This is a genomic window from Acinetobacter sp. NIPH 284, from assembly GCF_000369425.1.
Classification (GTDB): Bacteria; Pseudomonadota; Gammaproteobacteria; order Pseudomonadales; family Moraxellaceae; genus Acinetobacter.
Genome location: NZ_KB850011.1, coordinates 1269237 through 1291808 on the forward strand (window position 1 = coordinate 1269237; position 22572 = coordinate 1291808).

At 36.5% G+C, this 22572-nt stretch carries 21 protein-coding genes; 10 read left to right on the top strand and 11 right to left on the bottom strand.

The window, feature by feature from the left end:
* Entirely contained in the window at positions 1 to 2052 is a 2052-nt protein-coding gene (gene znuD, locus F908_RS11975; RefSeq protein ID WP_005162215.1) for a zinc piracy TonB-dependent receptor ZnuD, read from the bottom strand.
* A gap of 135 nt (positions 2053 to 2187) precedes the next feature.
* On the opposite strand from znuD, the gene F908_RS11980 reads away from it, so the two are divergent.
* The 9 genes from F908_RS11980 to F908_RS12025 all read left to right on the top strand — a co-directional run bounded on the left by F908_RS11980 (position 2188) and on the right by F908_RS12025 (position 10968).
* Positions 2188 to 2961 carry a DUF4184 family protein gene (locus tag F908_RS11980; RefSeq protein WP_005162218.1) on the top strand — a complete coding sequence of 258 codons (774 nt, stop codon included), beginning with the start codon at positions 2188 to 2190 and terminating at the stop codon, positions 2959 to 2961.
* A gap of 140 nt (positions 2962 to 3101) precedes the next feature.
* Complete coding sequence (aspS, locus tag F908_RS11985; protein ID WP_005162225.1) at positions 3102 to 4883, top strand: aspartate--tRNA ligase; 1782 nt, start codon at positions 3102 to 3104, stop codon at positions 4881 to 4883.
* Between the two features lie 126 nt (positions 4884 to 5009).
* On the top strand, positions 5010 to 5231 hold the full coding sequence (locus F908_RS11990) for a hypothetical protein (protein ID WP_004664817.1): 222 nt from the start codon (positions 5010 to 5012) through the stop codon (positions 5229 to 5231).
* A 5-nt stretch (positions 5232 to 5236) separates the two neighbouring features.
* Positions 5237 to 6103 (top strand): lysophospholipid acyltransferase family protein, encoded by an 867-nt coding sequence (locus F908_RS11995; RefSeq protein ID WP_005162228.1) that lies wholly within the window; start codon positions 5237 to 5239, stop codon positions 6101 to 6103.
* A 99-nt stretch (positions 6104 to 6202) separates the two neighbouring features.
* The gene (rfbB, locus tag F908_RS12000; RefSeq protein WP_005162230.1) at positions 6203 to 7261 is read left to right on the top strand and encodes a dTDP-glucose 4,6-dehydratase; all 1059 of its coding nucleotides are present in this window, start codon (positions 6203 to 6205) and stop codon (positions 7259 to 7261) included.
* Positions 7261 to 8136: a glucose-1-phosphate thymidylyltransferase RfbA gene (gene rfbA / locus F908_RS12005; protein ID WP_005162236.1), complete on the top strand. Its 876-nt coding sequence runs from the start codon at positions 7261 to 7263 to the stop codon at positions 8134 to 8136. The genes rfbB and rfbA overlap by 1 nt, the downstream gene beginning before the upstream one ends.
* A complete protein-coding gene (locus tag F908_RS15730) occupies positions 8133 to 8993 on the top strand; it encodes a WxcM-like domain-containing protein (protein WP_005162238.1) in 861 nt (286 codons plus the stop codon). The genes rfbA and F908_RS15730 overlap by 4 nt, the downstream gene beginning before the upstream one ends.
* Positions 8990 to 10108 (top strand): DegT/DnrJ/EryC1/StrS family aminotransferase, encoded by a 1119-nt coding sequence (locus F908_RS12020; RefSeq protein ID WP_005162241.1) that lies wholly within the window; start codon positions 8990 to 8992, stop codon positions 10106 to 10108. Before F908_RS15730 ends, F908_RS12020 begins: the two co-directional genes overlap by 4 nt.
* Positions 10105 to 10968 carry a glycosyltransferase family 2 protein gene (locus F908_RS12025; RefSeq protein WP_005162243.1) on the top strand — a complete coding sequence of 288 codons (864 nt, stop codon included), beginning with the start codon at positions 10105 to 10107 and terminating at the stop codon, positions 10966 to 10968. Before F908_RS12020 ends, F908_RS12025 begins: the two co-directional genes overlap by 4 nt.
* Here the strand turns inward: F908_RS12025 and F908_RS16465 are convergent.
* Genes F908_RS16465 through F908_RS12045 form a run of 4 tightly spaced genes read right to left on the bottom strand, consistent with a single transcriptional unit; the run spans position 10965 to position 14151 of the window.
* On the bottom strand, positions 10965 to 11531 hold the full coding sequence (locus F908_RS16465) for an acyltransferase (protein ID WP_005162245.1): 567 nt from the start codon (positions 11529 to 11531) through the stop codon (positions 10965 to 10967). The two genes, F908_RS12025 and F908_RS16465, sit on opposite strands and share 4 nt — an antisense overlap.
* Positions 11532 to 11550: 19 nt before the next feature.
* Positions 11551 to 12582: a capsular polysaccharide synthesis protein gene (locus tag F908_RS12035; RefSeq protein WP_034602764.1), complete on the bottom strand. Its 1032-nt coding sequence runs from the start codon at positions 12580 to 12582 to the stop codon at positions 11551 to 11553.
* Complete coding sequence (locus tag F908_RS12040; protein WP_005162248.1) at positions 12512 to 13363, bottom strand: family 6 glucosyltransferase; 852 nt, start codon at positions 13361 to 13363, stop codon at positions 12512 to 12514. Before F908_RS12040 ends, F908_RS12035 begins: the two co-directional genes overlap by 71 nt.
* A 14-nt stretch (positions 13364 to 13377) precedes the next feature.
* Positions 13378 to 14151, bottom strand: a complete 774-nt coding sequence (locus F908_RS12045) for a glycosyltransferase family 25 protein (RefSeq protein WP_005162250.1) — start codon at positions 14149 to 14151, stop codon at positions 13378 to 13380.
* Between the two features lie 137 nt (positions 14152 to 14288).
* Here F908_RS12045 and F908_RS12050 point away from each other — a divergent pair, with 137 nt between their 5' ends.
* Positions 14289 to 14978 (top strand): glycosyltransferase, encoded by a 690-nt coding sequence (locus F908_RS12050; protein WP_005162252.1) that lies wholly within the window; start codon positions 14289 to 14291, stop codon positions 14976 to 14978.
* On the opposite strand, the gene F908_RS12055 is transcribed toward F908_RS12050, so the two are convergent.
* The 6 genes from F908_RS12055 to glnE form a co-directional block, all read right to left on the bottom strand.
* Positions 14975 to 15778, bottom strand: a complete 804-nt coding sequence (locus F908_RS12055) for a glycosyltransferase family 25 protein (protein WP_005162257.1) — start codon at positions 15776 to 15778, stop codon at positions 14975 to 14977. The genes F908_RS12050 and F908_RS12055 overlap by 4 nt on opposite strands.
* A gap of 15 nt (positions 15779 to 15793) precedes the next feature.
* Positions 15794 to 16546: a glycosyltransferase family 25 protein gene (locus F908_RS12060; protein ID WP_005162261.1), complete on the bottom strand. Its 753-nt coding sequence runs from the start codon at positions 16544 to 16546 to the stop codon at positions 15794 to 15796.
* Positions 16547 to 16586: 40 nt separating this feature from the next.
* Positions 16587 to 17342, bottom strand: coding sequence for a hypothetical protein (locus F908_RS12065; RefSeq protein ID WP_005162265.1), 756 nt, complete (start codon positions 17340 to 17342; stop codon positions 16587 to 16589).
* 173 nt (positions 17343 to 17515) lie between these two features.
* Positions 17516 to 18676 (bottom strand): nucleotide sugar dehydrogenase, encoded by a 1161-nt coding sequence (locus F908_RS12070; RefSeq protein ID WP_005162268.1) that lies wholly within the window; start codon positions 18674 to 18676, stop codon positions 17516 to 17518.
* A gap of 144 nt (positions 18677 to 18820) precedes the next feature.
* Entirely contained in the window at positions 18821 to 19747 is a 927-nt protein-coding gene (locus F908_RS12075; protein ID WP_004664837.1) for a branched-chain amino acid transaminase, read from the bottom strand.
* Between the two features lie 26 nt (positions 19748 to 19773).
* Positions 19774 to 22521, bottom strand: coding sequence for a bifunctional [glutamate--ammonia ligase]-adenylyl-L-tyrosine phosphorylase/[glutamate--ammonia-ligase] adenylyltransferase (gene glnE / locus F908_RS12080; protein ID WP_005162269.1), 2748 nt, complete (start codon positions 22519 to 22521; stop codon positions 19774 to 19776).
* Between the last annotated feature and the right edge of the window lie 51 nt (positions 22522 to 22572).

Genomic DNA, 22572 nt, shown 5'->3' on the forward strand with positions numbered 1-22572 from the left:
TTAGAAACTAAAGTTCACACCAACGCTAAAATTACGTCCAACTTGTGGAATGGTTGATAAGAATGATGCATGTTGATAAACCTGATTATCCAACAAATTATTAGCATTTAGGAATACACGGTAATCACCGACATTGCCATAATTACCTGAATACGCCACACCCAAATTTAACATATTATAACTTTGTGTATCGGTTTCATAAGCTGCGATCTTATCTTGTTGGAATACATGATAATACTCAACTGAACCGCTAAAACCATCACCAAAGTCTGCATTCACTTTTGTACCCAAACGACCTGCGGGTACACGTGGTGCATTTTCATTATCGATCTTGCCACGAACATAATCACCAAATGCACTGAGTTTATAAATTGAAGAGAGTTGATAAACCACTTCCACTTCAGCACCGTAGAACTTGGCTTTATCTTGCGCATACTGAACCAAACGGAAATCTTTATAACGACCTAAAGTTTGGGCATAGATGTAGTCGTCAAACCAGTTATGGTAGACATGTACATGGTAATCGAACTTGTTATCATCGTAATGAAAACCAAGTTCGACATTATTTGACTGCTCTTTTTTAAGCTGATCATTCCCTAGTTCATAGGTATTGGTGGCGAAATGCCCACCATTAGCATATAACTCTTGTGCTAAAGGTAAACGTTCTTGATGCGAAGTAACAAACGAGAGTTTGTAGTTTGGTGCAAACTCCCAATTGGCGGCACCAGAAACAGAAAAAGCCGAACCGTCGAAATCTTTTTTCGTTGCATCATCAATATTAATTTTTTGCTGTTCTGCGCGAGCAGCTAATTCAACATGAACATCATTAAGTTGTGCATGTTCTAATGCGAACACACTCCATTTTTTAGTGGTATTTGGCGCTAAAAAGGCTTCTTCACCTGTAAGTTTTAATTTTTGTTGCCCATATTGTGTACCAATGACCCCTTCCCATGCACCCAGCGGGTTATGTACTAACTCTAAGCGTCCATCATAACCTTTATTTTTAAAACGAGTCGCGATGGTCTCTTCTTCGATCTCATCTTGTTGATAATCTGTATAACTCGCTTGTGCGCGTAATTTTTTAAAGCCTGCAAATGGATCATCCAGTTCGGTACGCAAGTCATAACGTTCAGATTTCAGGTCAACCCACGGGCCTGCATCGTGTGCATGTTCTTCATGGTCATGATCATGCCCATCAGTTGGATCGTGATCACCACAATGTAAACTCAGACCATGTAAATGGCAGCTTTCATATTCATGGCTATGTCCTGGCAAGCCGTATTGATCCTGACGATTGCTATATGAAATACCCGTAAAGCCACGATCATAAATCCATGACAAACCGACATTTACGGTCTGGCCTTTGGCAAAAGTATTATCGACTCGACGTTCTTTTTCGCCTTCATGGAAATAATCAGGTGCAATATAATCATTGGCTTCACGCTTTAAGCCCTCAACACGTAATGCAACTTGATCACCTAAACCAACGGTAACACCCGCGCTTGCTAATTTTTCATCACTACCCGTGTTATAACGGAGTCCAACATTCCCCTCATAACCATTTTCTGGCATCTGTGTCGGAATTTTGCTGTCTGTGACATTGACCAAACCACCTACAGTACCAGCACCGTACAGTAAAGTAGATGGTCCTTGAATAACTTCTATTTTCTTTGCTAATAATGGATCAACCGTGACCGCATGGTCAGGCGATAAGGTTGAAACATCAATATTTTCAGAGGCATTTTGCAACACTTTGACTCGAGCACCATCTTGTCCTCGAATCACTGGACGACTTGAACCTGCGCCAAACTGATTGGTATGTATCCCCATCTCACCAGCTAAGGCATCACCTAATGTTACACTTTTTTCAGTTAACTCTTTTTGCTCAACCACATGATCTGCGACAGCAAAATCGGCTGCATTTCGCTCTAAAGGGTGCGCTTTAATTTCAATCGTAGCAAGTTGTTGAACCTTTGCTTCCTCTTCTGCAAAGGTGGTAGTACTGGCTATTGCTAAAATAGATAAAGTCAAAATATTTTTAGAAAATGACATGCCGTGTCTCAGATCAGCTTAAATATATTTTGTTATATTATAACATTTCATTTATTTTGCAATAAAAAACATAACCACAAAAAACATTTGCTACACTGCGGATCCATTATTCAATGTTTATAACGCTCCAAGAATATGCCATTTACTCTTTCTCACGCTGTTCTTGCACCACCTCTATCAAAATTGAGTAAAGGTCATTTGCCTGTCGCAGCGCTTGCAATCGGCTGTATGACCCCAGACCTGCATCGTTTATTTACTCAAGAAACAATTGCATTAACACATCAGTGGTCTGGCATATTACTCCCCAATCTTCCGATTGGATTATTCTTTTGTCTCTTGTGGTATCTCATTTATCGACCTGTCAGTTATCGCTTTCTGGGTATAAAAGACCCCATAAAGATCAGCAATTTTGATGATGCTGTGGGCTTTATTCTTATGAATTGCTTTGCGATTATTTTGGGTACAGCGACACATTTAATCTGGGATGGATTAACCCATCTGGACTTTCGAACCTTCGCTTTTAAAGATTTACTCGCACAAGATATTTCTCTCTTTGGTTTGCATTATCCATTACATTTTATTTTGCAGATTGCTTCATCTATTCTCGCCTTACCTTTTATCTTATGGATGTGCAAACGCTATTACATCAAACATAAACTAGCTCAACCTGTACCGATTAAGATTAAAGGATTTATCACGACAAGCTTAATCATTTCAACAGTTGCTGGATTTTTGTCGATTTGGGACTATAGTCGTCATATTTCATCAGAACTCTGGTACACCGAACGGTATTTTTTTATTGGTAAATCAATTAACGAATTTACTCAAACAGCACTTTGTGTTTTTACAGCGGCATGTCTGTTGCTACTATTATTTGATCGAAAAGGTCAAACAAGATCATTTTTTTAAAAAAGCGTCGCTTTAAAATTCTGTTGAAATGATTAAGACTTGAGACAATATGTTCAACAAGGCATAATCTCCCCTTCATTGGTGATGCGCTGTTTACGCATTCACCTTCTAGCCAATATAGTTTGGATAAATAATTCAATATGATGCGCACTCATTACTGTGGCTCTTTAACTGAAGCCCAAATCGATCAAACAGTGACTTTATGCGGATGGGTTCATCGTCGCCGTGACCATGGTGGTGTAATTTTCCTTGATATGCGTGACCGTGATGGTTTAGTTCAAGTCGTCATTGATCCTGATACACCAGAAGCTTTCTCAACTGCGGATAAAGCACGCTCTGAATTTGTGTTAAAAATTACAGGTCGTGTACGTCGTCGCTATGAAGGTACTGAAAATGCCAACATGGTGAGTGGTCAAATCGAAGTTTTGGCAAAAGAAATCGAAGTTTTAGCTGCTTCTGAAACACCTCCATTCCCATTGAATGACGAAAACACCAATATTTCTGAAGAAATTCGTTTGAAATACCGTTTCTTGGACATTCGTCGTCCAGAAATGTTAGATCGCTTACGCTTCCGTTCTAAAGTTACAAACTTGATTCGTAACTACTTTGAAGATCACGGTTTCCTCGATGTTGAAACACCGATCTTGACTCGTGCAACTCCTGAGGGCGCACGTGACTATTTAGTCCCAAGTCGTGTTTCAAATGGTAGCTTTTACGCGCTTCCACAATCACCACAATTGTTCAAACAGTTGTTGATGGTCGGTGGTATCGATCGTTATTACCAAATCGCGAAATGTTTCCGTGACGAAGATCTACGTGCAGATCGTCAGCCTGAATTTACCCAAATCGACGTTGAAACATCGTTCATGAGTGACGATGACATCATGGATTTAATGGAAGGCTTAACAGTTAAAATGTTCAACGAATTATTGAATGTAAAATTCGATAAATTCGAACGTATGACTTATGCCGACGCAATGCGTGATTATGCTTCTGATAAACCAGATATGCGTATTCCATTGAAATTGGTTGACGTTGCAGACTTAATGCAAGACGTTGAGTTCAAAGTTTTCGCAGGTCCTGCAAAAGATCCTAAAGGTCGTATTGTCGCTTTACGTGTACCAGGTGCTGGTTCATTACCACGTAGTGCGATTGACGAATACACCAAATTCGTAGGCATCTACGGTGCTAAAGGCTTGGCTTACATCAAAGTCAATGAACTTGAGAAAGGCATCGAAGGTCTTCAATCTCCAATCGTTAAATTCATCGAACCAATCGTACTCGATTTATTAAAACGTGTTGGTGCTGAAAATGGCGACATCGTATTCTTCGGTGCGGATAAAGCAAAAGTTGTAAATGATGCGATGGGCGCACTTCGTGTGAAAATCGGTCATGACTTGAATCTTTCAACTTGCGAGTGGGCACCACTTTGGGTTGTTGATTTCCCAATGTTCGAAGAAACAGATGATGGCAAATGGACTTCTGTGCATCACCCATTCACACTACCAAAATCAAGTGTTGAAGAAGTGAAGAGCAATCCAGGTGCAGCGTTGTCTGTTGCATACGATATGGTACTCAATGGTACTGAGATCGGTGGTGGATCACTGCGTATTTATACCTTAGAGATGCAAAAAGCGATTTTTGAAGCTTTAGGTATTGGTGAAGAAGAAGCAGAAGAAAAATTCAGCTTCTTATTGAATGCATTACGTTATGGTGCGCCTCCACACGGTGGTTTGGCATTTGGTCTTGACCGCTTGATCATGCTCATGACAGGTGCTTCTTCTATTCGTGATGTGATTGCATTCCCGAAAACTAAGACTGCTGAATGTCCATTAACTCAAGCACCAGCGCCTGTTGAAGCGAATCAATTACGTGACCTTGGTATTCGTTTACGCGAAAAAGCAAAAGCTGAAGAAAAGTAATTTTTTCAATTGATTGCTGAATAAGACCCTGCTTAATGCAGGGTTTTTTTATATTACATGGTTTTACTTTGCGATCATGCAGCGTAATGGCATAATAAGCTGCTTTTTTATTGAGAGGTCAGTCTTATGGCAATGCGTCCTGATGTACGTCGACACACAATTGTGATTATTGTGTTTTCACTTGCTCAATGGTTTTTTATGCGTTACATCTTGGCAAATGAACTTTTCAATATGACCACCAATCAACGTATTTTATATTTCTGCGTCAGTAGTCTTGTAGGTGCGTTATTGATTTTTGTAGCACTAATTTATATGGTGCTCAAAGGCAATACAGATAAGCAAGATTAATTGCGATGTCATTTTACAGTACTTTACTTCGTATTCTCCCTCTAACATTTTTGCGTAGTATTGCAAAAGTGGCTGCCTACTTTATCAATCAAAACCCTGATAAAAGTATGCTTTGGAAAACACGGGTAAATCTAAGTCTTGCTTATCCAGATATTCCTGAGAGTGAGCGTGAAAAGCTTGCTAAAGAAAGCGTAACGAAGCAATGTTTAAGTTATATCGAATCTGGGAAATGCTGGGCAATGCCTCCCGAATGGAGTATCCAGCAAATAAAGATGGTTCATCATTTAGATGTACTAACAAATGCATTAAATGATCCCCGAGGTGCTTTAATTATTACCCCTCATCTCGGTACATGGGAAATGATGAATGCATGGGTACACCAATATGGTATTCCTACCATTATGTATAAACCCATGAAAGACTCAGGATTTAATGCTTTTGCTTTACATGCTCGTCAACGGTTAAACGCGACACTAGTTCCAACTGATGCTAATGGCGTTAAAGCATTATTCAAAAACCTCAAACAAGGTGGTTTCAGTGTAATTCTGCCAGATCATGTTCCGCAACCCTCTGGTGGTGTCGTGGTTCCTTTTTTTGGAATTCCCTGTTTAACCAGTACACTTGCAAGCAAAATGGCGCAAAAAACTCAATGCCGTCTGGTGGGATTAAGCTGTTTCCGTCGTGAGGACGGTGAAGGATTTGAGGTGTATTGCGATGATCTGAATGATCCTGAGCTTTATGACAAAGATATTGAAGTAGCAACTACAGCACTGAATAAAGCCGTTGAACAGATGATCAACCGCTTTCCTACGGAATATATGTGGGGATATAAACGGTTTAGAGGGGCTGATCATATGATGTTTTATGAGTGACTATTTTTTATTTTATCGATAAACAAGATAAATTTTAGAAATTAACTTTTTAAATAATTTATGAATTTAACCATTTAAATTATTGAAGGAAAATATTTTATGCGGATTATAGTTACAGGTGGGGCTGGGTTTATTGGTTCAAGTGTCATACGTCACATTATTAAAAATACAAATGATGAAGTTCTTAATATAGACAAACTTACATATGCAGGTAATCTAGAATCACTAAAAGAAATTGATCAGAATCCACGCTATCAATTTCAACAAGTTGATATTTGTGATGCTTCAAAACTAGAACAGATTTTTGAACAGTTTCAACCTGATGCAATCATGCACTTAGCTGCCGAGTCACATGTTGACCGTTCTATAGATGGGCCAAGTACATTTATTCAAACCAATATTGTTGGCACATACACCTTATTAGAAGCAGCACGTAAATATTGGCAGCGATTAGACGAAATTAAAAAAGTAAATTTTCGCTTTCACCATATTTCAACAGATGAGGTTTATGGTGATTTGGACGGGACTACGGATTTATTTACTGAAACAACACCATATGCACCAAGCTCACCTTATTCAGCCAGTAAAGCGAGTTCCGACCATTTGGTTCGGGCTTGGCAAAGGACCTATGGTCTACCAACTATTGTAACAAATTGCTCTAATAATTATGGTCCATATCACTTTCCTGAGAAATTAATTCCTTTAGTGATTCTGAATGCCTTAGATAGTAAAGCACTCCCTATCTATGGAGCTGGTAATCAAATCCGTGATTGGTTATTCGTTGAAGATCATGCAAGAGCCTTATATCAAGTTGTCACTCAAGGTACGGTTGGAGAAACTTACAATATCGGTGGGCATAATGAAAAACAGAATATTGAAGTAGTGAAAACCATTTGCAGAATTCTGGATCAATTAAGACCACAAAATAATGCTCAACCTTATGAAAACTTAATTACTTTTGTAAAAGACCGTCCAGGACACGATTTACGTTATGCAATTGATGCCTCAAAAATAGAAAATGAACTTGGCTGGAAACCTCTGGAGACATTTGAAACAGGTATTCGTAAAACAATTGAGTGGTATTTAAATAATTTAGAATGGTGTCGCCACGTTCAGGATGGCAGCTATCAACGTGAAAGACTAGGGGTAAATCTATAATGTCGACGAAAGGTATTATTCTTGCTGGCGGTTCAGGTACTCGACTCTACCCAATTACCAAAGGCGTTTCTAAACAGTTACTCCCAATTTACGATAAACCGATGGTGTACTATCCACTTTCAGTACTAATGTTGGCAGGTATTCGTGAAGTTCTCATTATTAGTACACCTGATGATATTGACGGATTTAAACGCTTACTTGGTGACGGTTCTCAACTAGGGATTGAACTGAGTTATGCTGTTCAACCTAGCCCAGATGGCCTCGCCCAAGCCTTCATTATTGGTGAACAATTTATTGGTCAAAGTAATGTGTGCCTCGTTCTTGGCGATAATATTTTTTATGGTCAGGGCTTTACACCAATGTTACGTCAAGCAGTTGCTCGTCAAAAGGGTGCGACCGTCTTTGGATATCAAGTTAAAGACCCTGAACGTTTTGGTGTGGTTGAGTTCGATGAGCAAAAACGTGCCGTTTCTCTTGAAGAAAAACCGAAACAGCCAAAATCACATTTTGCTGTAACTGGTCTTTATTTCTATGACAATGATGTTGTGGAAATCGCAAAACAAGTTAGACCATCAGAACGCGGTGAATTGGAAATCACGACCGTGAATCAGATGTACCTAGAGCGTGGAGACTTAAATGTTGAATTACTTGGTCGAGGCTTTGCTTGGCTCGACACAGGTACACATGAAAGCTTACTTGAAGCTGCACAATTTGTGGAAACCATTGAAAAACGTCAAGGCTATAAAGTGGCATGCCTAGAAGAAATTGCGTTTAACAATGGCTGGCTAAGCAAAGAGCAAGTTCTAGAAATCGGCCAAAGTATGAATAAAAATGATTATGGTCAATATTTGGTATCATTAGTGAGTGAAATATGAAACTGATTGATTGGATTGACTTACCAAATTTAGGTGACGAGCGTGGCGGCCTTGTTGTTGCCGAGGCCAGCAAAAATATTCCTTTTAAAATAAATCGTATCTACTATATTTTCGATGCAAAACCGGATATTCCCCGCGGTTTTCATGCCCATAAAGAGCTACATCAGGTTGCATTCTGTATAAAGGGAAAATGCAGAATGATCATGGATAATGGTAGTGAAAAACAAGAAGTATGGATGGACCAAGCCAATAAAGGGTTAAGGATTCCACCTCTTGTTTGGCACGAAATGCATGACTTTTCAGAAGATTGTGTATTGTTAGTATTAGCAAGTGAACATTATGATGAAAGCGATTATATCCGTAGTTATGATGAATTTCTCAGCGTTGTAAATCGTCCATTTATCCATCCTTTATCCGATGTACACAGCACCAACATCGGTCAGAATACACGCGTTTGGCAATATAGTGTGATTCTAAAAAATGCAGTGATTGGTGCTGGATGTAATATTTGTGCCCACACCTTAATCGAGAATGATGTCCAAATCGGTGACAATGTCACCATAAAATCAGGTGTCTACATCTGGGATGGCATTACCCTAGAAGATAATGTGTTTATTGGTCCATGCGTCACTTTTACCAACGATAAAAAACCACGATCAAAACAGTATCCTGAAAGCTTCGCGAAAACAGTTGTAGAAAAAGGGGCAAGTATTGGAGCAAATGCTACTATTCTACCTGGTGTTCGTATTGGAGCAAATGCATTAATTGGCGCAGGGGCTGTAGTGACTAAGGATGTTCCAGAAAATGCAATTATGGTCGGTAATCCAGCAAAAATTAAAGGTTATATTGAGCAATGATCCCTTTTCTTGATCTAAAAAACATTAATCAACAATATCGTGAACAATTGATTGAGGCTTGTACTCGAGTAATCGACTCTGGTTGGTATATTGGTGGGAAAGAACTCGAACAATTCGAACTGAATTTTGCAAAATTTTGCGGAACCAAATATGCAATCGGCGTAGCCAATGGTTTAGATGCTCTTATTTTGACATTAAGAGCTTGGAAAGAGTTAGGTAAATTAAAAGCTGGTGATGAAGTTATTGTTCCTTCAAACACTTATATTGCAAGTATTTTAGCCATTAGCGCTAATCAGCTTAAACCTGTCCTTATTGAACCTGATCCAGATACCTTCAATCTTGATCCTACAAAAATTGAAGCGGCTATTACAAAGAAGACAAAAGTTATTTTACCAGTTCACCTATATGGTCAGCTTGCAGCAATGCCTGAAATTATGCAGATTGCAGATCAATATGACTTATTAGTTTTAGAGGATTCCGCTCAAAGCCATGGTGCAGAAGTTAAAGGTAGAAAAGCTGGGAATTGGGGACATGCATCCGGATTTAGTTTTTATCCTGGTAAAAACCTTGGTGCATTAGGTGATGCTGGCGCAATAACAACGAATGATCTAGAGCTTGCCAATATGCTTAGAGCATTACGCAATTATGGTTCACATGAAAAATATAAAAATCTTGTACAAGGTGTAAATAGTCGTTTAGATGAAATTCAAGCCGCTATCTTGGATATTAAACTTAAATTTCTAGATCAAGAGACTTTACACCGTCGTAAGATTGCAGCACTTTATTTAGAAAGTATTAATAATTCTTTAATTCAACTTCCTAAAATGCAAATTAATGCTTTAGATGATAAGCAACATGTTTGGCATTTATTTGTGATTCGAACCGAACATCGTGAAGCTTTACAAAAGCACCTAACTGGACAGGGTATACAAACTTTGATTCATTACCCTATTCCCCCACATAAACAACAAGCTTATGAGGAATGGAACAACTCAAGCTTTCCAATTTCAGAAAAAATTCATTCTGAAGTATTGAGTTTGCCTATGGGACCCACCCTTAGCTTAAAGGATGCTCAATTCATCGTAGATGTCTGTAATGGATTTAAATTATCATGACATCAATGACTACCCCACCTTTAGTAACAATTGCTATTCCTTGTTATAACCATGAGCAATATGTTCAAGATAGTATCCAAAGTGTTATTGATCAATCTTATTCAAACATTGAACTAATTATTATAGATGATGGTTCTAAAGATAACTCTGTATTAAAAATTCAAGAATTAATTTCAATTTGTACAAATAGATTTAGTCGATTTGAATTTAGATATAGAGAGAATAAAGGGTTATGTAATACTCTAAATGAAGCATTAAAATGGGCAAATGGAGAATATTTTTGCACATTAGCTTCTGATGATATGATTCAACCTGAAAAAATTGAATTACAAATTCAGGCCTTGCGTGAATATCCTGAAGCTATTGCTTGCTTTGGCGGTGTAAATATCATAGATAAATATAACAAGATTATAGACCAACGTGTCAGAAGTTTTAAAAAAACTTGCTTTAGTGAGATATTTTTAAATCAGCATGATTTACCTGCTTCGTCGCAAATGATAGATACTGCAACTCTTCAAAAGGTAGGTGGATTTAATCCTCAAACAAAAATTGAAGATTGGGATCTATTATTACGTCTATCGAACTTGGACAAAGAAATTATCTACATCCCTTATCCGCTTGTAAATTATAGATCACATGACGAAAATATGAGTAAAAATCAAGATATGATGTATGAAGAAATGTTAAAAATCGCAATGCAATATCGAGATCATAAATTATATCCGTCCGCTGTTTATACCATACAAAAAATAATAAAAATTAGGCCACTAAGAAAAGAAAGTCCTATCAAATCATTAATGCTTCGTTGTAAATATTATTTGATTTATCTTCAAAATAGATATTTTTCAAAACAAAGTTAATCTACAGGAATATTCTTGACAAATTTTGCAGGTATACCTGCAAAAATTGTCAATGGTGGCACATCTTTCACAACAATTGCACCATTTGCAATGACTGCACCTTGACCAATCTTTACACCCTTCAGTATTTTCACATCAGATCCAATAAAAACATCGTCTCCAATTTCTACTGGTAAGCATTCATAATTTCCATTCGTTCTATTATTAATGGCCAAGCCGTGAAAATCTGAGTCAGTGACGAAAAAATTAGTACCTATTAAGCATCTACGTCCAATGGTAATTCTTGTCCGATCAGCAATCATTACAAAGTTATTATTTATAAAGGTGTTATCTAAAATTTCAATTTTAGCAGTAGTATTTCTAGCTTCTAAATACCCCACTCCATTAGTAAAATATGGAGATGGAAAAACACCTAACTCTACATTCTGAGCAAAAATCTCTCCAGTTCCGATAAATTGTGTAGCTTGTAATATTTTACCCGTAAATTTCAATTTACGAATATTAGAAAAGAATTTCCTATAGAACCATACTCTTAATCTAGTATAGCGATACATAAACTTCATAAGATCACCTTAGTTCAAACTAAATATTATCTTTTAAATAATTATAAAAAGAGTTCTGTGGCGAATTAGCAATATATGTCATTTTATGAATATTAATTAGGCTAAGAATTTTATTAAATTCAGTCTGATCATAAAAATTATTAGCTTTAGATTGTAATAAATGGGGTAAAGTATCATCTACAATCATAGATTGTTGATCTGAAAAATATTTATTGATTAAAACATCAAATAAAATTTGGAAGAAAAAGTAATGAGGAATATTATTTTGCGTTTTCCAAAAATTCAACAATAGATCTAAACATGTGTGTATAACAATATTTCCTTTTTTACCAACAATAAAACTATTTAGAACATTAATACGGTGATTACTATCCCAATCAAAGTAATCAGAATTATACTCAGACCAATAACGTTTGTTTTTAGCTTCTGATGATCTTTGAAACATAAAAAAATCAGAATCAGCAATATTTTCTTTAATTGGAGACGTTAACATAATAGTTGCATCTAACCAAGTACCCCCATAAACATCAAGTAATGCTAATCGAATTAAATCCGCAAAAAAAGCATGTTTAAATTCAGGGTTCTGTTTCTTTAAATATACAAAGTCAGGCAAATCCAAATAATCATTTATATTACTATCATCCAATCGGATAATTTTATAATCAGCACAGTATTTATCTACTGATTTAAAGCATAAATTAACAATTTCAGGTAACTGACCATGATTAACACCTTGCGCCCAATACTGCCAAATTATTTTTTGATCTAAAAATGTCTTCTTTGGTTTCAGTTGAAAATGTTCAATTTTATTATCTTGATATAGATTAATCATTTTCTCCCAAGCATCAGCCACTGATGCTTGTTTAGATCGGTCTGCTATCAGATTATATTTCTTTCTTAATTTTTTGGGGATGAATCCAAAGTACAAAATTCGCCAAGGCTTTGTATGCAGCTTATAAATTAAACGAACAAAATCAGTTTCATAAGAGAAAAGATTTGATAAATTGTTTGAATCTAACTTTGTAGAATTTTGATTGTTTTGTATTTGCATTTTCCCATTCTACCTGACTAATTTTATGCTCACTCTCACCACGTAAATATGCATGTCCACCAAATCGATAATGTGATTTGTCTAAGAATACTACTTTTGATGTTTTTTTCCAGTATTCATACTCACCACGACTAAAAAGAGGTGGTAAAATTTTTACATCATCGCGGTTTAATGCATATTTATTTAAATGGCTTTCATCATGCCATAGCGCAATAACGTCTTTCTCTAAATCAGATTTTATATTCTGATTTAATTTTTCACACATTTCTAAGTATGCTGATGTCTCTCCCCCATTAATCCCACCCATAAAATAATATTGACCTTGACCATTTGGAATATAGGCTGAAGATTCAGGATTTCTATCATATGTAAATTTACGTTTGGATAAATGAAACATATGTGGCTGATGAGCAAATACTAACTTTTGATCTTCTCTTAATGGTAGTAGATCATCTGAAACGATTTCAGATACTATTTCAGAATTCCCATTAAAGAAAAATACATAATCAAATGCTTCTAGCTGATCCTTAATCGATAAAAAAATATCAAAGCGCATTAATGTATCAAAAGGCCAGCCTAATTTATTTTGCTGTATACAAGTAACATTACCCCTACTTTCCCCAGCAATATCCTCTGAATTATCTGTAAAAACAAAATAATGCTTTAAACAGTTATTTAATAAATATTTCTCAGCAGATTCATAGAAATATTTCCAAAAAACAGTGTATCTTCCTGTTGCGATGTATAAGACGGCTACAGTTTTTTGATTAATATCACTCATAATTATATTTCTCATTATTTAAACTTAATAGCTTTATAAGCAATAATGCTAAATAATTGCATATATATCCGATAAATTTCTAATTTTATTTTAGACCAGCCTTTCTTTTTATTATTTTTCATTCTTTGTTGACGCTCATTATATAGATCACTAACCAAAGAGGTTTTACTCTTTTCAGGGTATAAAATCATTTCCTGAATACATAGCGCTGGATTCATTTGATAAATATTATTTTTTTTATTTAAAACATACTGATTAAACATCAATTGATCTAAAGGTATTAATTCAATAGATTGAATGTATTCTAAATATTCTTTTGCACCTTTTATAGAAAGTATATAACCAGCCGTACCTAAATTACAGCTTTTTAATTTAGATATAGACCGATTCCCTTTTTCCAACTGGACATATGGTTTCCCAATCAAAACACGCTCATTAAATGCTTCAATCTTTATTACATTCCAATCTGGATCAATCCAGTCATGACTATTCAAATAAAAATTTGCATCATCACCTAAATAGATATCATCTTCAAAAATTGCCATATAACTAATATTTTCATCGAGCATTTTTTGCCAAAGCGCAACGTGGCTCATAAAACATGCTAATTCAGTTTTCGCTAAAAATTTTTCATTTACATTTAATTTTAATTTATCAGCCATGGTTGCCGCTAAATCTGGCGTTAATGCGTTAAAAAATTGATATTCAACTTGATGATGACTAAATTGATTTTCAATATGCTGTCTTCGATCTGAGGCTGTTTTTAAACTTATGACATAATTTTTCATCGTAAAATAACCTAACAAATCTCCAGCATTATTGTAGATGCAGTGTATTCAATATTATTTGAGTATACAATGAATTCGTCCTACAATCACAAATATCTACAATCATATTGGCTATGAACTGTTCTGGAGAATGATCATTGAAAGCACAAGATATTACACTTTGCCTTACTATTGGCCGACGCCCAGAACTATTACGTCAAACTCTAGAAAGCCTATTCAACCAGATTAGTTTTGAACATATTATTGCAATCAATGATTTTCGTGATGAGGAAACCAATCAAGTTTTTCGAGAACTATGTCCTACAGGAATACTGATTAACCTTTCAGAGCAAGTTGGACATCACAAAGCCGTGGATTTAATGTATGCTCAAGTTAAGACGAACTACATTTTTCATTGTGAAGATGATTGGCTGTTTGATCAACCTATTCAAATTGAAGAATATATAAATATTTTAAAAGATGACTCTTCAGCAACCTCTATTGTATTAAGAAAGTTATCTGACTTTTCTTTTACAGAAGAAGAATTTAATAAGATCCAATTTATTCAAAATAGTAATATAACTACTGCAAAACTTACCAAACTCCATGATCAATGGCACGGTTTCACTTTTAACCCCCATATTTCACCGATTACTATGTGGAAAGCAACACAAGGATTTCAGAACTTTAAAAAAGAACGACATATTTCACGTTGGTTCCGAAAAAGAAACCAATATAATCTTTTCTTAAAAAGTGGTGTGTGTCACCATATTGGCTGGGAAAATAGCTTAGCTAATCCACCTAAAATAACATGGTGGCAAAAAACTAAAGCAAAAATTTTTGGTTAATCAAATCGCTTAGGTTCAACCTTAATTTCTCTTTTAACAGCACCTTTACACATAAATAAAAGGTAATAATAGCCCAAAATAATTTGAGCTATTATTCTTCTATATTTAAATTGAATTTTTTCTATTATAGATAATTCAAAAGAAACTGTATTTTTAACTTGACCGATAATTGAATGCATATCGTCCATCGGCTTGACGCCATACATTTCACATTTATCGCTCTGAAGTAAAACTGCTGGCTCAATTTGATAAGCTTCTAATGATCTACAACTATAAATAAACTCATCAGCTAAACCAATTGCTCTCTTTTCCATGAAATCTAGAAGTTTTTTTGCACCACTGGGGTACAGAATATATCCACCTGTTCCACTTCTATCTTGATATAAACTAAATAATCGAAAATGATCATCAGTTAAATCAAATGTAGCAGATTTTGCAATTAACTTTCTACGTCCATGCACCTCTAAATTTATAAAATCGATATTTTCTAAATTAGTTACCACCTTAATAATTTGTTTAAATTCTCGTACTAAAACAGCATCGTCCTCTAAAACAACACAAGGTTCATTTAATGTAACAACGTACTCCCATGCTTTTTTGTGACTCAAAAAACAAGCTAACTCAGATTGTTTCATTGGTCTTTGACCATTGAAGGCTAATTTTTGATAATCATCTTTGCTAAAATCAGCAATTGAAACTGCAGGTAAACGCTCAAATACAACTTTTAATTTATCAAATTGTTCATTTTGCTGCTGTAAACGATCTTTGGAACCATCTAAATTGATCATTAAAACTTTCATTTTTAATACCCTAATTCATTTCTCTAAAAGTTTTTTACATGCATTCCATTTATTCATCCACATCCGTTTCTGGCGAGGAAAAAAACGATCTGCACGTAAACTCTTTTGCTGATTTATTAAGGTTCCAGCATCAATATCACTTTCTGAACCATTTTGCAGTACTAATGCAGGGTAAACGGATAAGCCTTTACCATTCTTACTAAGCCATGCTTGTAACTCTACATCAATTGGCATAAAAATAGGCCGATCATTAATCTTTTCTAAAAAATCCTGTGCACCTTTTCTTGACCAAATTAACCCTATAGCTAATATTGGAAAATAATAAGCATTTAATAGCTCATAGTTACCGAATTCAGCAATTTTAGATGTTAGTTTTTTCTTTTTTGCACCTAGGTTAATAACATTCCAATCTGTATATTTATTATTTTCCAGCCATTTTATAATTTCTATAACTTTTTGATTAAAATCCTCATTTAATCTTAAATCATCTTCTAAAATGACACCATAATCTGAACCAGACAATAAAAAAGTTTCAACTGCTTTTTTATGACTTAAATAGCAACCTATTTCAGCACCTATTAAATCTCTTCCAGTAAAAATATGAGATCTTTTACTATCATAATTTGAATATGAGGAAAGCTCGAGTTTACGTCCATCAATAGCGGAAATACGAGTATAGTTAATTTTTTGTTTACTCAATTCTGTATCTGCTTTATTTAAACGCTCTACACTTGAATCCAAATTAATTAAATAAAAAGAAATTTTCACGATTTGACCTAATATATTAATAAATGTACAGATTATCTAATTACTGCCAAGCGTCCTTAATCCAATCCGAAGGCAATACATAACGATACCATTTACCACCACCACCATTTACGGCATCGGGCGGATTAATTTCGCCATGGAAAATAATAATTTTTGCACCTTTCGGTTTTACTGGCGGCTTCACATATGCTAATGGAATCTTTTGTAAACAATGATATTTATAACTTTTACACCAATCTTCGTTCCAATAACTCAAAGTTCCATGTGCATCAACGAACCATGATAAATAAGCTTGTTCATTACGAAATTTTTGACGGATTTCATCAAAATGCTCACGGAAATAAGGCAAGATTTCAGGAAATCCGCCTAATTTAAAACGATATACAGAACTATTGCCCGTTATACGCCAAGGTCTTTTCCAATCGTGGATAATTAAAAACTCACCTTTTTCCTGAAAGAAGCAGTCAATATTATCAATAATCACGACATCAAGATCGAGAAAAAGTGCATTGCCCTTTAAACCATATAAATCAGGTTCAAAGGTTGAAAGCTTGTTCCAGCCACGTTCAGGCGCACCTGCTGGCAAATCTAAAGGTGGGATTGGAAAGCATTGTACATTCGGATCAATACCTTCTGTACGATCCGTCAAACAAACCATTTTAAAGGGTAAAGTCAGATGACGTTTGACCATGTTATACAGACGATTAACATATTCTGGACCGTACTTCGTTCCCCATTTCATGCACAAAATAATATTGTCTTCATGAGTTGCTGAATCTTGTTGAATGTCTGCCATCTGATAACCTTAATGCCTTAGATATTATTTTCGCGTTGCGATTTTCGTACCAAGCGTTTTAAAACAATATGCACTGAATATTGGGCTATCTTAGCATAGGCGTTATCAAAAAAATTATTATTAATTCACCAAACTAGGAGGATTGTTTATAGTTTTGTTTAATCATTTAAGCGCTAATTTATCCCAAATAAATCTCGTGTATATATTTTTTCCATCACGTCACTAAACATCGGCACCATACGATTGACAATAATCAAATCAGAGATTGCTTTAAATTTGTGTAGACTCGATACCAAAGGATGACCAAGGTACGCTTTCACACCCAATGTGGGTTCATAGATCACGATTTGGATTCCTGCATCCGCCAAACCACTCAGCACATCATGTACAGCTGACTCTCTAAAATTATCTGAGTCGGCTTTCATGGTTAATCGATAAATACCAACACAAGTGACATTTCGACTCAGTATATCTTCAATAATCACTTGCTTACGAGTCTGGTTAGAGCGAATGATCGCTGAAATCAGTTCTTGAGGAGTATCATCATAATTAGCTAAAAGCTGTTTGGTATCTTTAGGCAAGCAATAACCTCCATAACCAAAAGAAGGATTATTGTAGTGATCACCGATGCGTTGATCTAATCCCACCCCTTTAATTATATCTAAAGCACTCAATTTGTTTTTTAGACAATAGGTATCCAACTCATTAAAAAAACCAACTCGCATCGCCAAATATGTATTTGAAAACAGCTTAATTGCTTCTGCTTCCGTTGAGTCAACACATAACAATACCGCATCTTTTTTTATGGTTGCTTTCAAATAAAGCTTGGCAATTTTCTCAGCTCGCTTTGACTTTTCCCCCACAATAATCCGTGACGGGTATAAATTATCTTGTAAAGCTTTCCCCTCTCTTAGAAATTCAGGAGAAAAAATAAGATTATTTAACGCAAGTTTTTTAGAAAGTTCCTTGGTATAGCCAACTGGAACTGTAGATTTGATCAACATCAACGCTTTAGGATTTATTTTTTGAATACTATGAATAACGTTTTCAATACTCGATGTATCGAAATAGTTTGTTTCAGGATTATAGTTGGTGGGGGTTGCGATAATAATCAGTTTAGCCTGTTGATAAGCCAGCTCTTGGTCACAAGTCGCTTCAATATTAGACTCAGATAAATAGTTTTGAATACAGGTATCACTCATCGGAGATACGCGCTGATTAATGTTCTTTACGCGTGTTTTATCAATATCGTAGACCATCACATCATGTTGTTTTGAAAATAATAAAGCATTGGATAAGCCAACATAACCTGCACCTACAACAGTAATTTTCATTGCTTCTCTATTGTTTTAATTGCACTTAAAGTTTACCGTAATCAAATTAAATGAAAGATTGATGATGATTTAGTTGCAATCTATTGACAGCTCAGCAATAAAAAAAGCGAAGCCTGAGCTTCGCTTAATTGATCTGGTTTGATCTTATTTTACATAAGTCAACCAATGTGCATATTTATCGTTACGACCTTGTACTGCATCAAAGAAAGTTTTTTGAATAACAGTGGTAATCGGGCCACGTGAACCACAACCGATTTCACGGTCATCATATTCACGAATTGGCGTTACTTCCGCAGCAGTACCGGTAAAGAATGCTTCATCAGCGATGTAAAACTCATCACGTGTGATACGACGCTCAACCACTTCATAACCAAGGTCTTTGGCAATGGTAATTACGGTTTGACGGGTAATCCCTTCTAACGCACCACCTGCCAAGTCAGGTGTATGTAAAACACCATCTTTGATTAAGAATACGTTTTCACCTGCACCTTGACAAACAAAGCCTTGAGGATCAAGCAACATTGCTTCGTCATAACCTGAACGTGCAACTTCTTGGTGTGCCAAAATCGATACGGTATAGTTACCACATGCTTTTGCTTTACACATCGTCACGTTTGGATGGTGGTGCGTAAATGATGATGTTTTAACACGAATACCACGTGCCATCGCTTCTTCACCAAGGTATGCACCCCATGACCAAGCTGCTACAGCAGCATGGATGGTATTGTCTGTTGCAGCAATTCCTAGTTTCTCAGAGCCAATCCAAATGAGAGGACGCAAATAAGCTGAAACCAATTTATTTTCACGCACAACATCAATCTGCGCCTGCTCTAAAGTCGCTTGATCAAATGGTACATTCATTTGATAAATTTTTGCTGAATTTAATAAGCGTTTAGTGTGATCTTGCAAACGGAAGATTGCTGTACCATTTGGGGTTTCATAAGCACGGACGCCTTCAAAAACACCCATACTGTAATGTAATGTGTGTGTTAAGACGTGAATTTTTGCATCACGCCAATCAACTAATTTTCCATCTTGCCAAATAAAACCATCACGATCAGCCAAATTCATGGCACATACTCCAAATTTTTACACAATCATTCACTTTCCAATGCTATTGCAGTTGGATCAATTAACCTTTGCCATAACTTGCAAACGATCTCTCGGGTATCGTGCCAATCCGCAGCATTGACTTGCATAGATTGATTTGCAAGCGCTAAACGGTGGCTCTCAGCTCGTTCACGGAGATAAGCATGGATGAGTGCTGTGGCATCTTCACTGGATAAGCAGCCTGCTCGAGCAGCATCTTCAAGAATTCTTACGTTATCAGAATAATGGGCAAGATCTGGATTCGTCCCGCCCCATGCAAGCACTGCATACTGTGCCATAAATTCGATGTCAACGATACCACCTGCATCCTGTTTTAAATGAAAAATGCCATGTTTTTTTTGTTCAGAAGACGATCCCAAATGGTCTTTCATTTTTTGACGCATTTTCAATACTTCTTCACGCACGACATTTTCATCTCGTTTTTGAGTCAAAATCTGACAACGAATCTGCTCAAATAGCTGACACAAATTGAAATCACCCGCAATCGAACGGGCGCGCACTAAAGCTTGATGTTCCCAAAGCCACGCACTTTTTTGTTGATATTGCTCATACGCTTTTAAGCTGGTGACTAACATCCCCGCCTCACCCGATGGACGTAAACGGGTATCAATTTCATAAACACGCCCATCTAAGGTTTGCGTCGTCATTAAAGACATAAACTTTTGTGCCACACGAATTGCAAATTCAGCCCCACTAATATCCTTACGACCATCAGTTTCACTATGTTCTTCAAAAGCATGGATAAAAACCAGATCTAGGTCTGAACCATAACCCAATTCAATTCCACCAAGCTTGCCATATCCAATCACGGCAAAGCCTTTGTTGTCTAAACTACAGCGCTGACCATTATTCCCCAAAGGATAGCCATGTCGCTCGGCAACCGCTTCATAAGCTAAATTAAGCGTCGCTTGGACGCTAACTTCAGCAATATCAGTCAATGCATCGGACACTTTCATTAATGGGCTTTCTGCCAAGACATCACTTGCAGCAACAGTTAAAACATTGCTCTTTTTAAATAGACGTAAGACCCGCATTTGATCTTCAACTTGATCAATCTCAATACGCAATAATTGTTGACGTAGTGAATCTTCTAGATCTTTACGCTGCGGCAAACCAAAATCCATAGAAAGAAATTCATCTAATAGAACGGGGTATTGCGCTAACTCTTCACAAATCCACGGACTGACCGTCGCCATTTTGACCAATCGTTGTAAAGCACCACGACTTTCCATGAGCATGACCAAATACACGGTACGGCGAAGTACAGATTCAACCAAAGGCATTAATCGCAACAAGGCAACCTGTGGTTGCGGTGACTGTAAGATTGCCTCGATCAAATGCGGCCAGAATTTCTTTAAGCGCTCTAAAGCACTCGCGGGAATTTTTTTTAGTGCTTGTCCATGCCAAAAGTTTTGAATTAGATTCTTTGCACCATCATCTAATACAGTATTCAGTTTTTGCTCAAGCTGAACAAAGTCATCTACAGGCTCAACAAATTCTTTTTCCTGAATAAGCTGTTTAAACTGAACTTTAACTTTGTCGCGTTTTTGATTCAAAACCGCTAAGAAAGCAGACCAATCGTTAAATCCTAACGTATCTAACATGCGCTGTCTTAATTCAGGTTCAGTCGGCAGAGATTGGGTTTGCTGGTCATTGAGTGCTTGAATCGCGTGCTCAATCCGTCTTAGAAATAAATAAGCATCTTCGAGATCAATTACAGCCCGTTGATCAAGTAATTCAGCATTTCCCAAATGATGTAGACTTACCAAACATTGACGATCTTGTAATTCACGTTTCGAGCCTCCGTAAATTAACTGAAAAACTTGAACAATAAATTCAATTTCACGGATACCACCTGCGCCCAATTTAATATCATCTTCAATATTACGACGCATGACTTCACGTTCAATCATCGCTTTCATTTCACGCATCGCAGCGAAAGCAGAATAATCGACATAACGGCGAAAAACGAATGGACGCGACATCTCCATGAGTTCTGCGCCAGCTTTCTCACCTGTAATCACACGTGCTTTAATCCAAGCATAGCGTTCCCATTCACGCCCATGCTGACTTAAATATTTTTCTAACCCGCTGTGGCTAATCGCCAAGGCTGAACCATCGCCCCACGGACGTAAGCGCATATCGACACGGAATACAAAACCATCTGCAGTAATATGATCAAGCAGATAAATCAGCTTCTGCCCCCATAGAATGCAGAACTGCTGTACATCAATACATTTACGACCATTGGTTTCTCCCTGTTCATCGAAGGCAAAAATGAGATCAATATCGCTAGAAAGGTTAAGTTCTTGTGCACCAAGTTTCCCCATGCCAATCACGATCAAATCTTGTAAATGACCTGAATAACCAATCGGTTCGCCATGTTTGGCTAAGAGCGGTGGCAATGCAAAAGCTTTTGCAGCACAAATACTGGCATCGGCAAAATCAGAAAGTTCACGGGTCAGGGTAACGACATTGGTGAGTTGATTGGCATCCTGCCAAATCCAGCGAAACATCAGCCTGGCACGTAGAATACGCAAGGCTTTCATCCAGGCCTGCTCATCAGTTAAATCTATGACAGCATGCTGGACTTTCTGATGGATACTTTCAGTTGAAAGCGAATCAAGAAATTGATCTTCCAAGTAGTCTTGTTCTAATTGTGTCTGGTATAAATTTAAAACTTGCTCAGCATATTGGCTTGCAACCAGAGTTTTTTGTCGCTGTTCCACATTCATATCAAAAAGCTCGACTAATGTCATGTCATCTTAGATCATTTATATCAGTTA

Coding starts and splice junctions, on each gene's coding strand:
- znuD (WP_005162215.1), bottom strand. CDS start 2,052: ATGTCATTTTCTAAAAATATTTTGACTTTATCTATTTTAGCAATAGCC.
- F908_RS11980 (WP_005162218.1), top strand. CDS start 2,188: ATGCCATTTACTCTTTCTCACGCTGTTCTTGCACCACCTCTATCAAAA.
- aspS (WP_005162225.1), top strand. CDS start 3,102: ATGATGCGCACTCATTACTGTGGCTCTTTAACTGAAGCCCAAATCGAT.
- F908_RS11990 (WP_004664817.1), top strand. CDS start 5,010: ATGGCAATGCGTCCTGATGTACGTCGACACACAATTGTGATTATTGTG.
- F908_RS11995 (WP_005162228.1), top strand. CDS start 5,237: ATGTCATTTTACAGTACTTTACTTCGTATTCTCCCTCTAACATTTTTG.
- rfbB (WP_005162230.1), top strand. CDS start 6,203: ATGCGGATTATAGTTACAGGTGGGGCTGGGTTTATTGGTTCAAGTGTC.
- rfbA (WP_005162236.1), top strand. CDS start 7,261: ATGTCGACGAAAGGTATTATTCTTGCTGGCGGTTCAGGTACTCGACTC.
- F908_RS15730 (WP_005162238.1), top strand. CDS start 8,133: ATGAAACTGATTGATTGGATTGACTTACCAAATTTAGGTGACGAGCGT.
- F908_RS12020 (WP_005162241.1), top strand. CDS start 8,990: ATGATCCCTTTTCTTGATCTAAAAAACATTAATCAACAATATCGTGAA.
- F908_RS12025 (WP_005162243.1), top strand. CDS start 10,105: ATGACATCAATGACTACCCCACCTTTAGTAACAATTGCTATTCCTTGT.
- F908_RS16465 (WP_005162245.1), bottom strand. CDS start 11,531: ATGAAGTTTATGTATCGCTATACTAGATTAAGAGTATGGTTCTATAGG.
- F908_RS12035 (WP_034602764.1), bottom strand. CDS start 12,582: ATGCAAATACAAAACAATCAAAATTCTACAAAGTTAGATTCAAACAAT.
- F908_RS12040 (WP_005162248.1), bottom strand. CDS start 13,363: ATGAGTGATATTAATCAAAAAACTGTAGCCGTCTTATACATCGCAACA.
- F908_RS12045 (WP_005162250.1), bottom strand. CDS start 14,151: ATGAAAAATTATGTCATAAGTTTAAAAACAGCCTCAGATCGAAGACAG.
- F908_RS12055 (WP_005162257.1), bottom strand. CDS start 15,778: ATGAAAGTTTTAATGATCAATTTAGATGGTTCCAAAGATCGTTTACAG.
- F908_RS12065 (WP_005162265.1), bottom strand. CDS start 17,342: ATGGCAGACATTCAACAAGATTCAGCAACTCATGAAGACAATATTATT.
- F908_RS12070 (WP_005162268.1), bottom strand. CDS start 18,676: ATGAAAATTACTGTTGTAGGTGCAGGTTATGTTGGCTTATCCAATGCT.
- F908_RS12075 (WP_004664837.1), bottom strand. CDS start 19,747: ATGAATTTGGCTGATCGTGATGGTTTTATTTGGCAAGATGGAAAATTA.
- glnE (WP_005162269.1), bottom strand. CDS start 22,521: ATGAATGTGGAACAGCGACAAAAAACTCTGGTTGCAAGCCAATATGCT.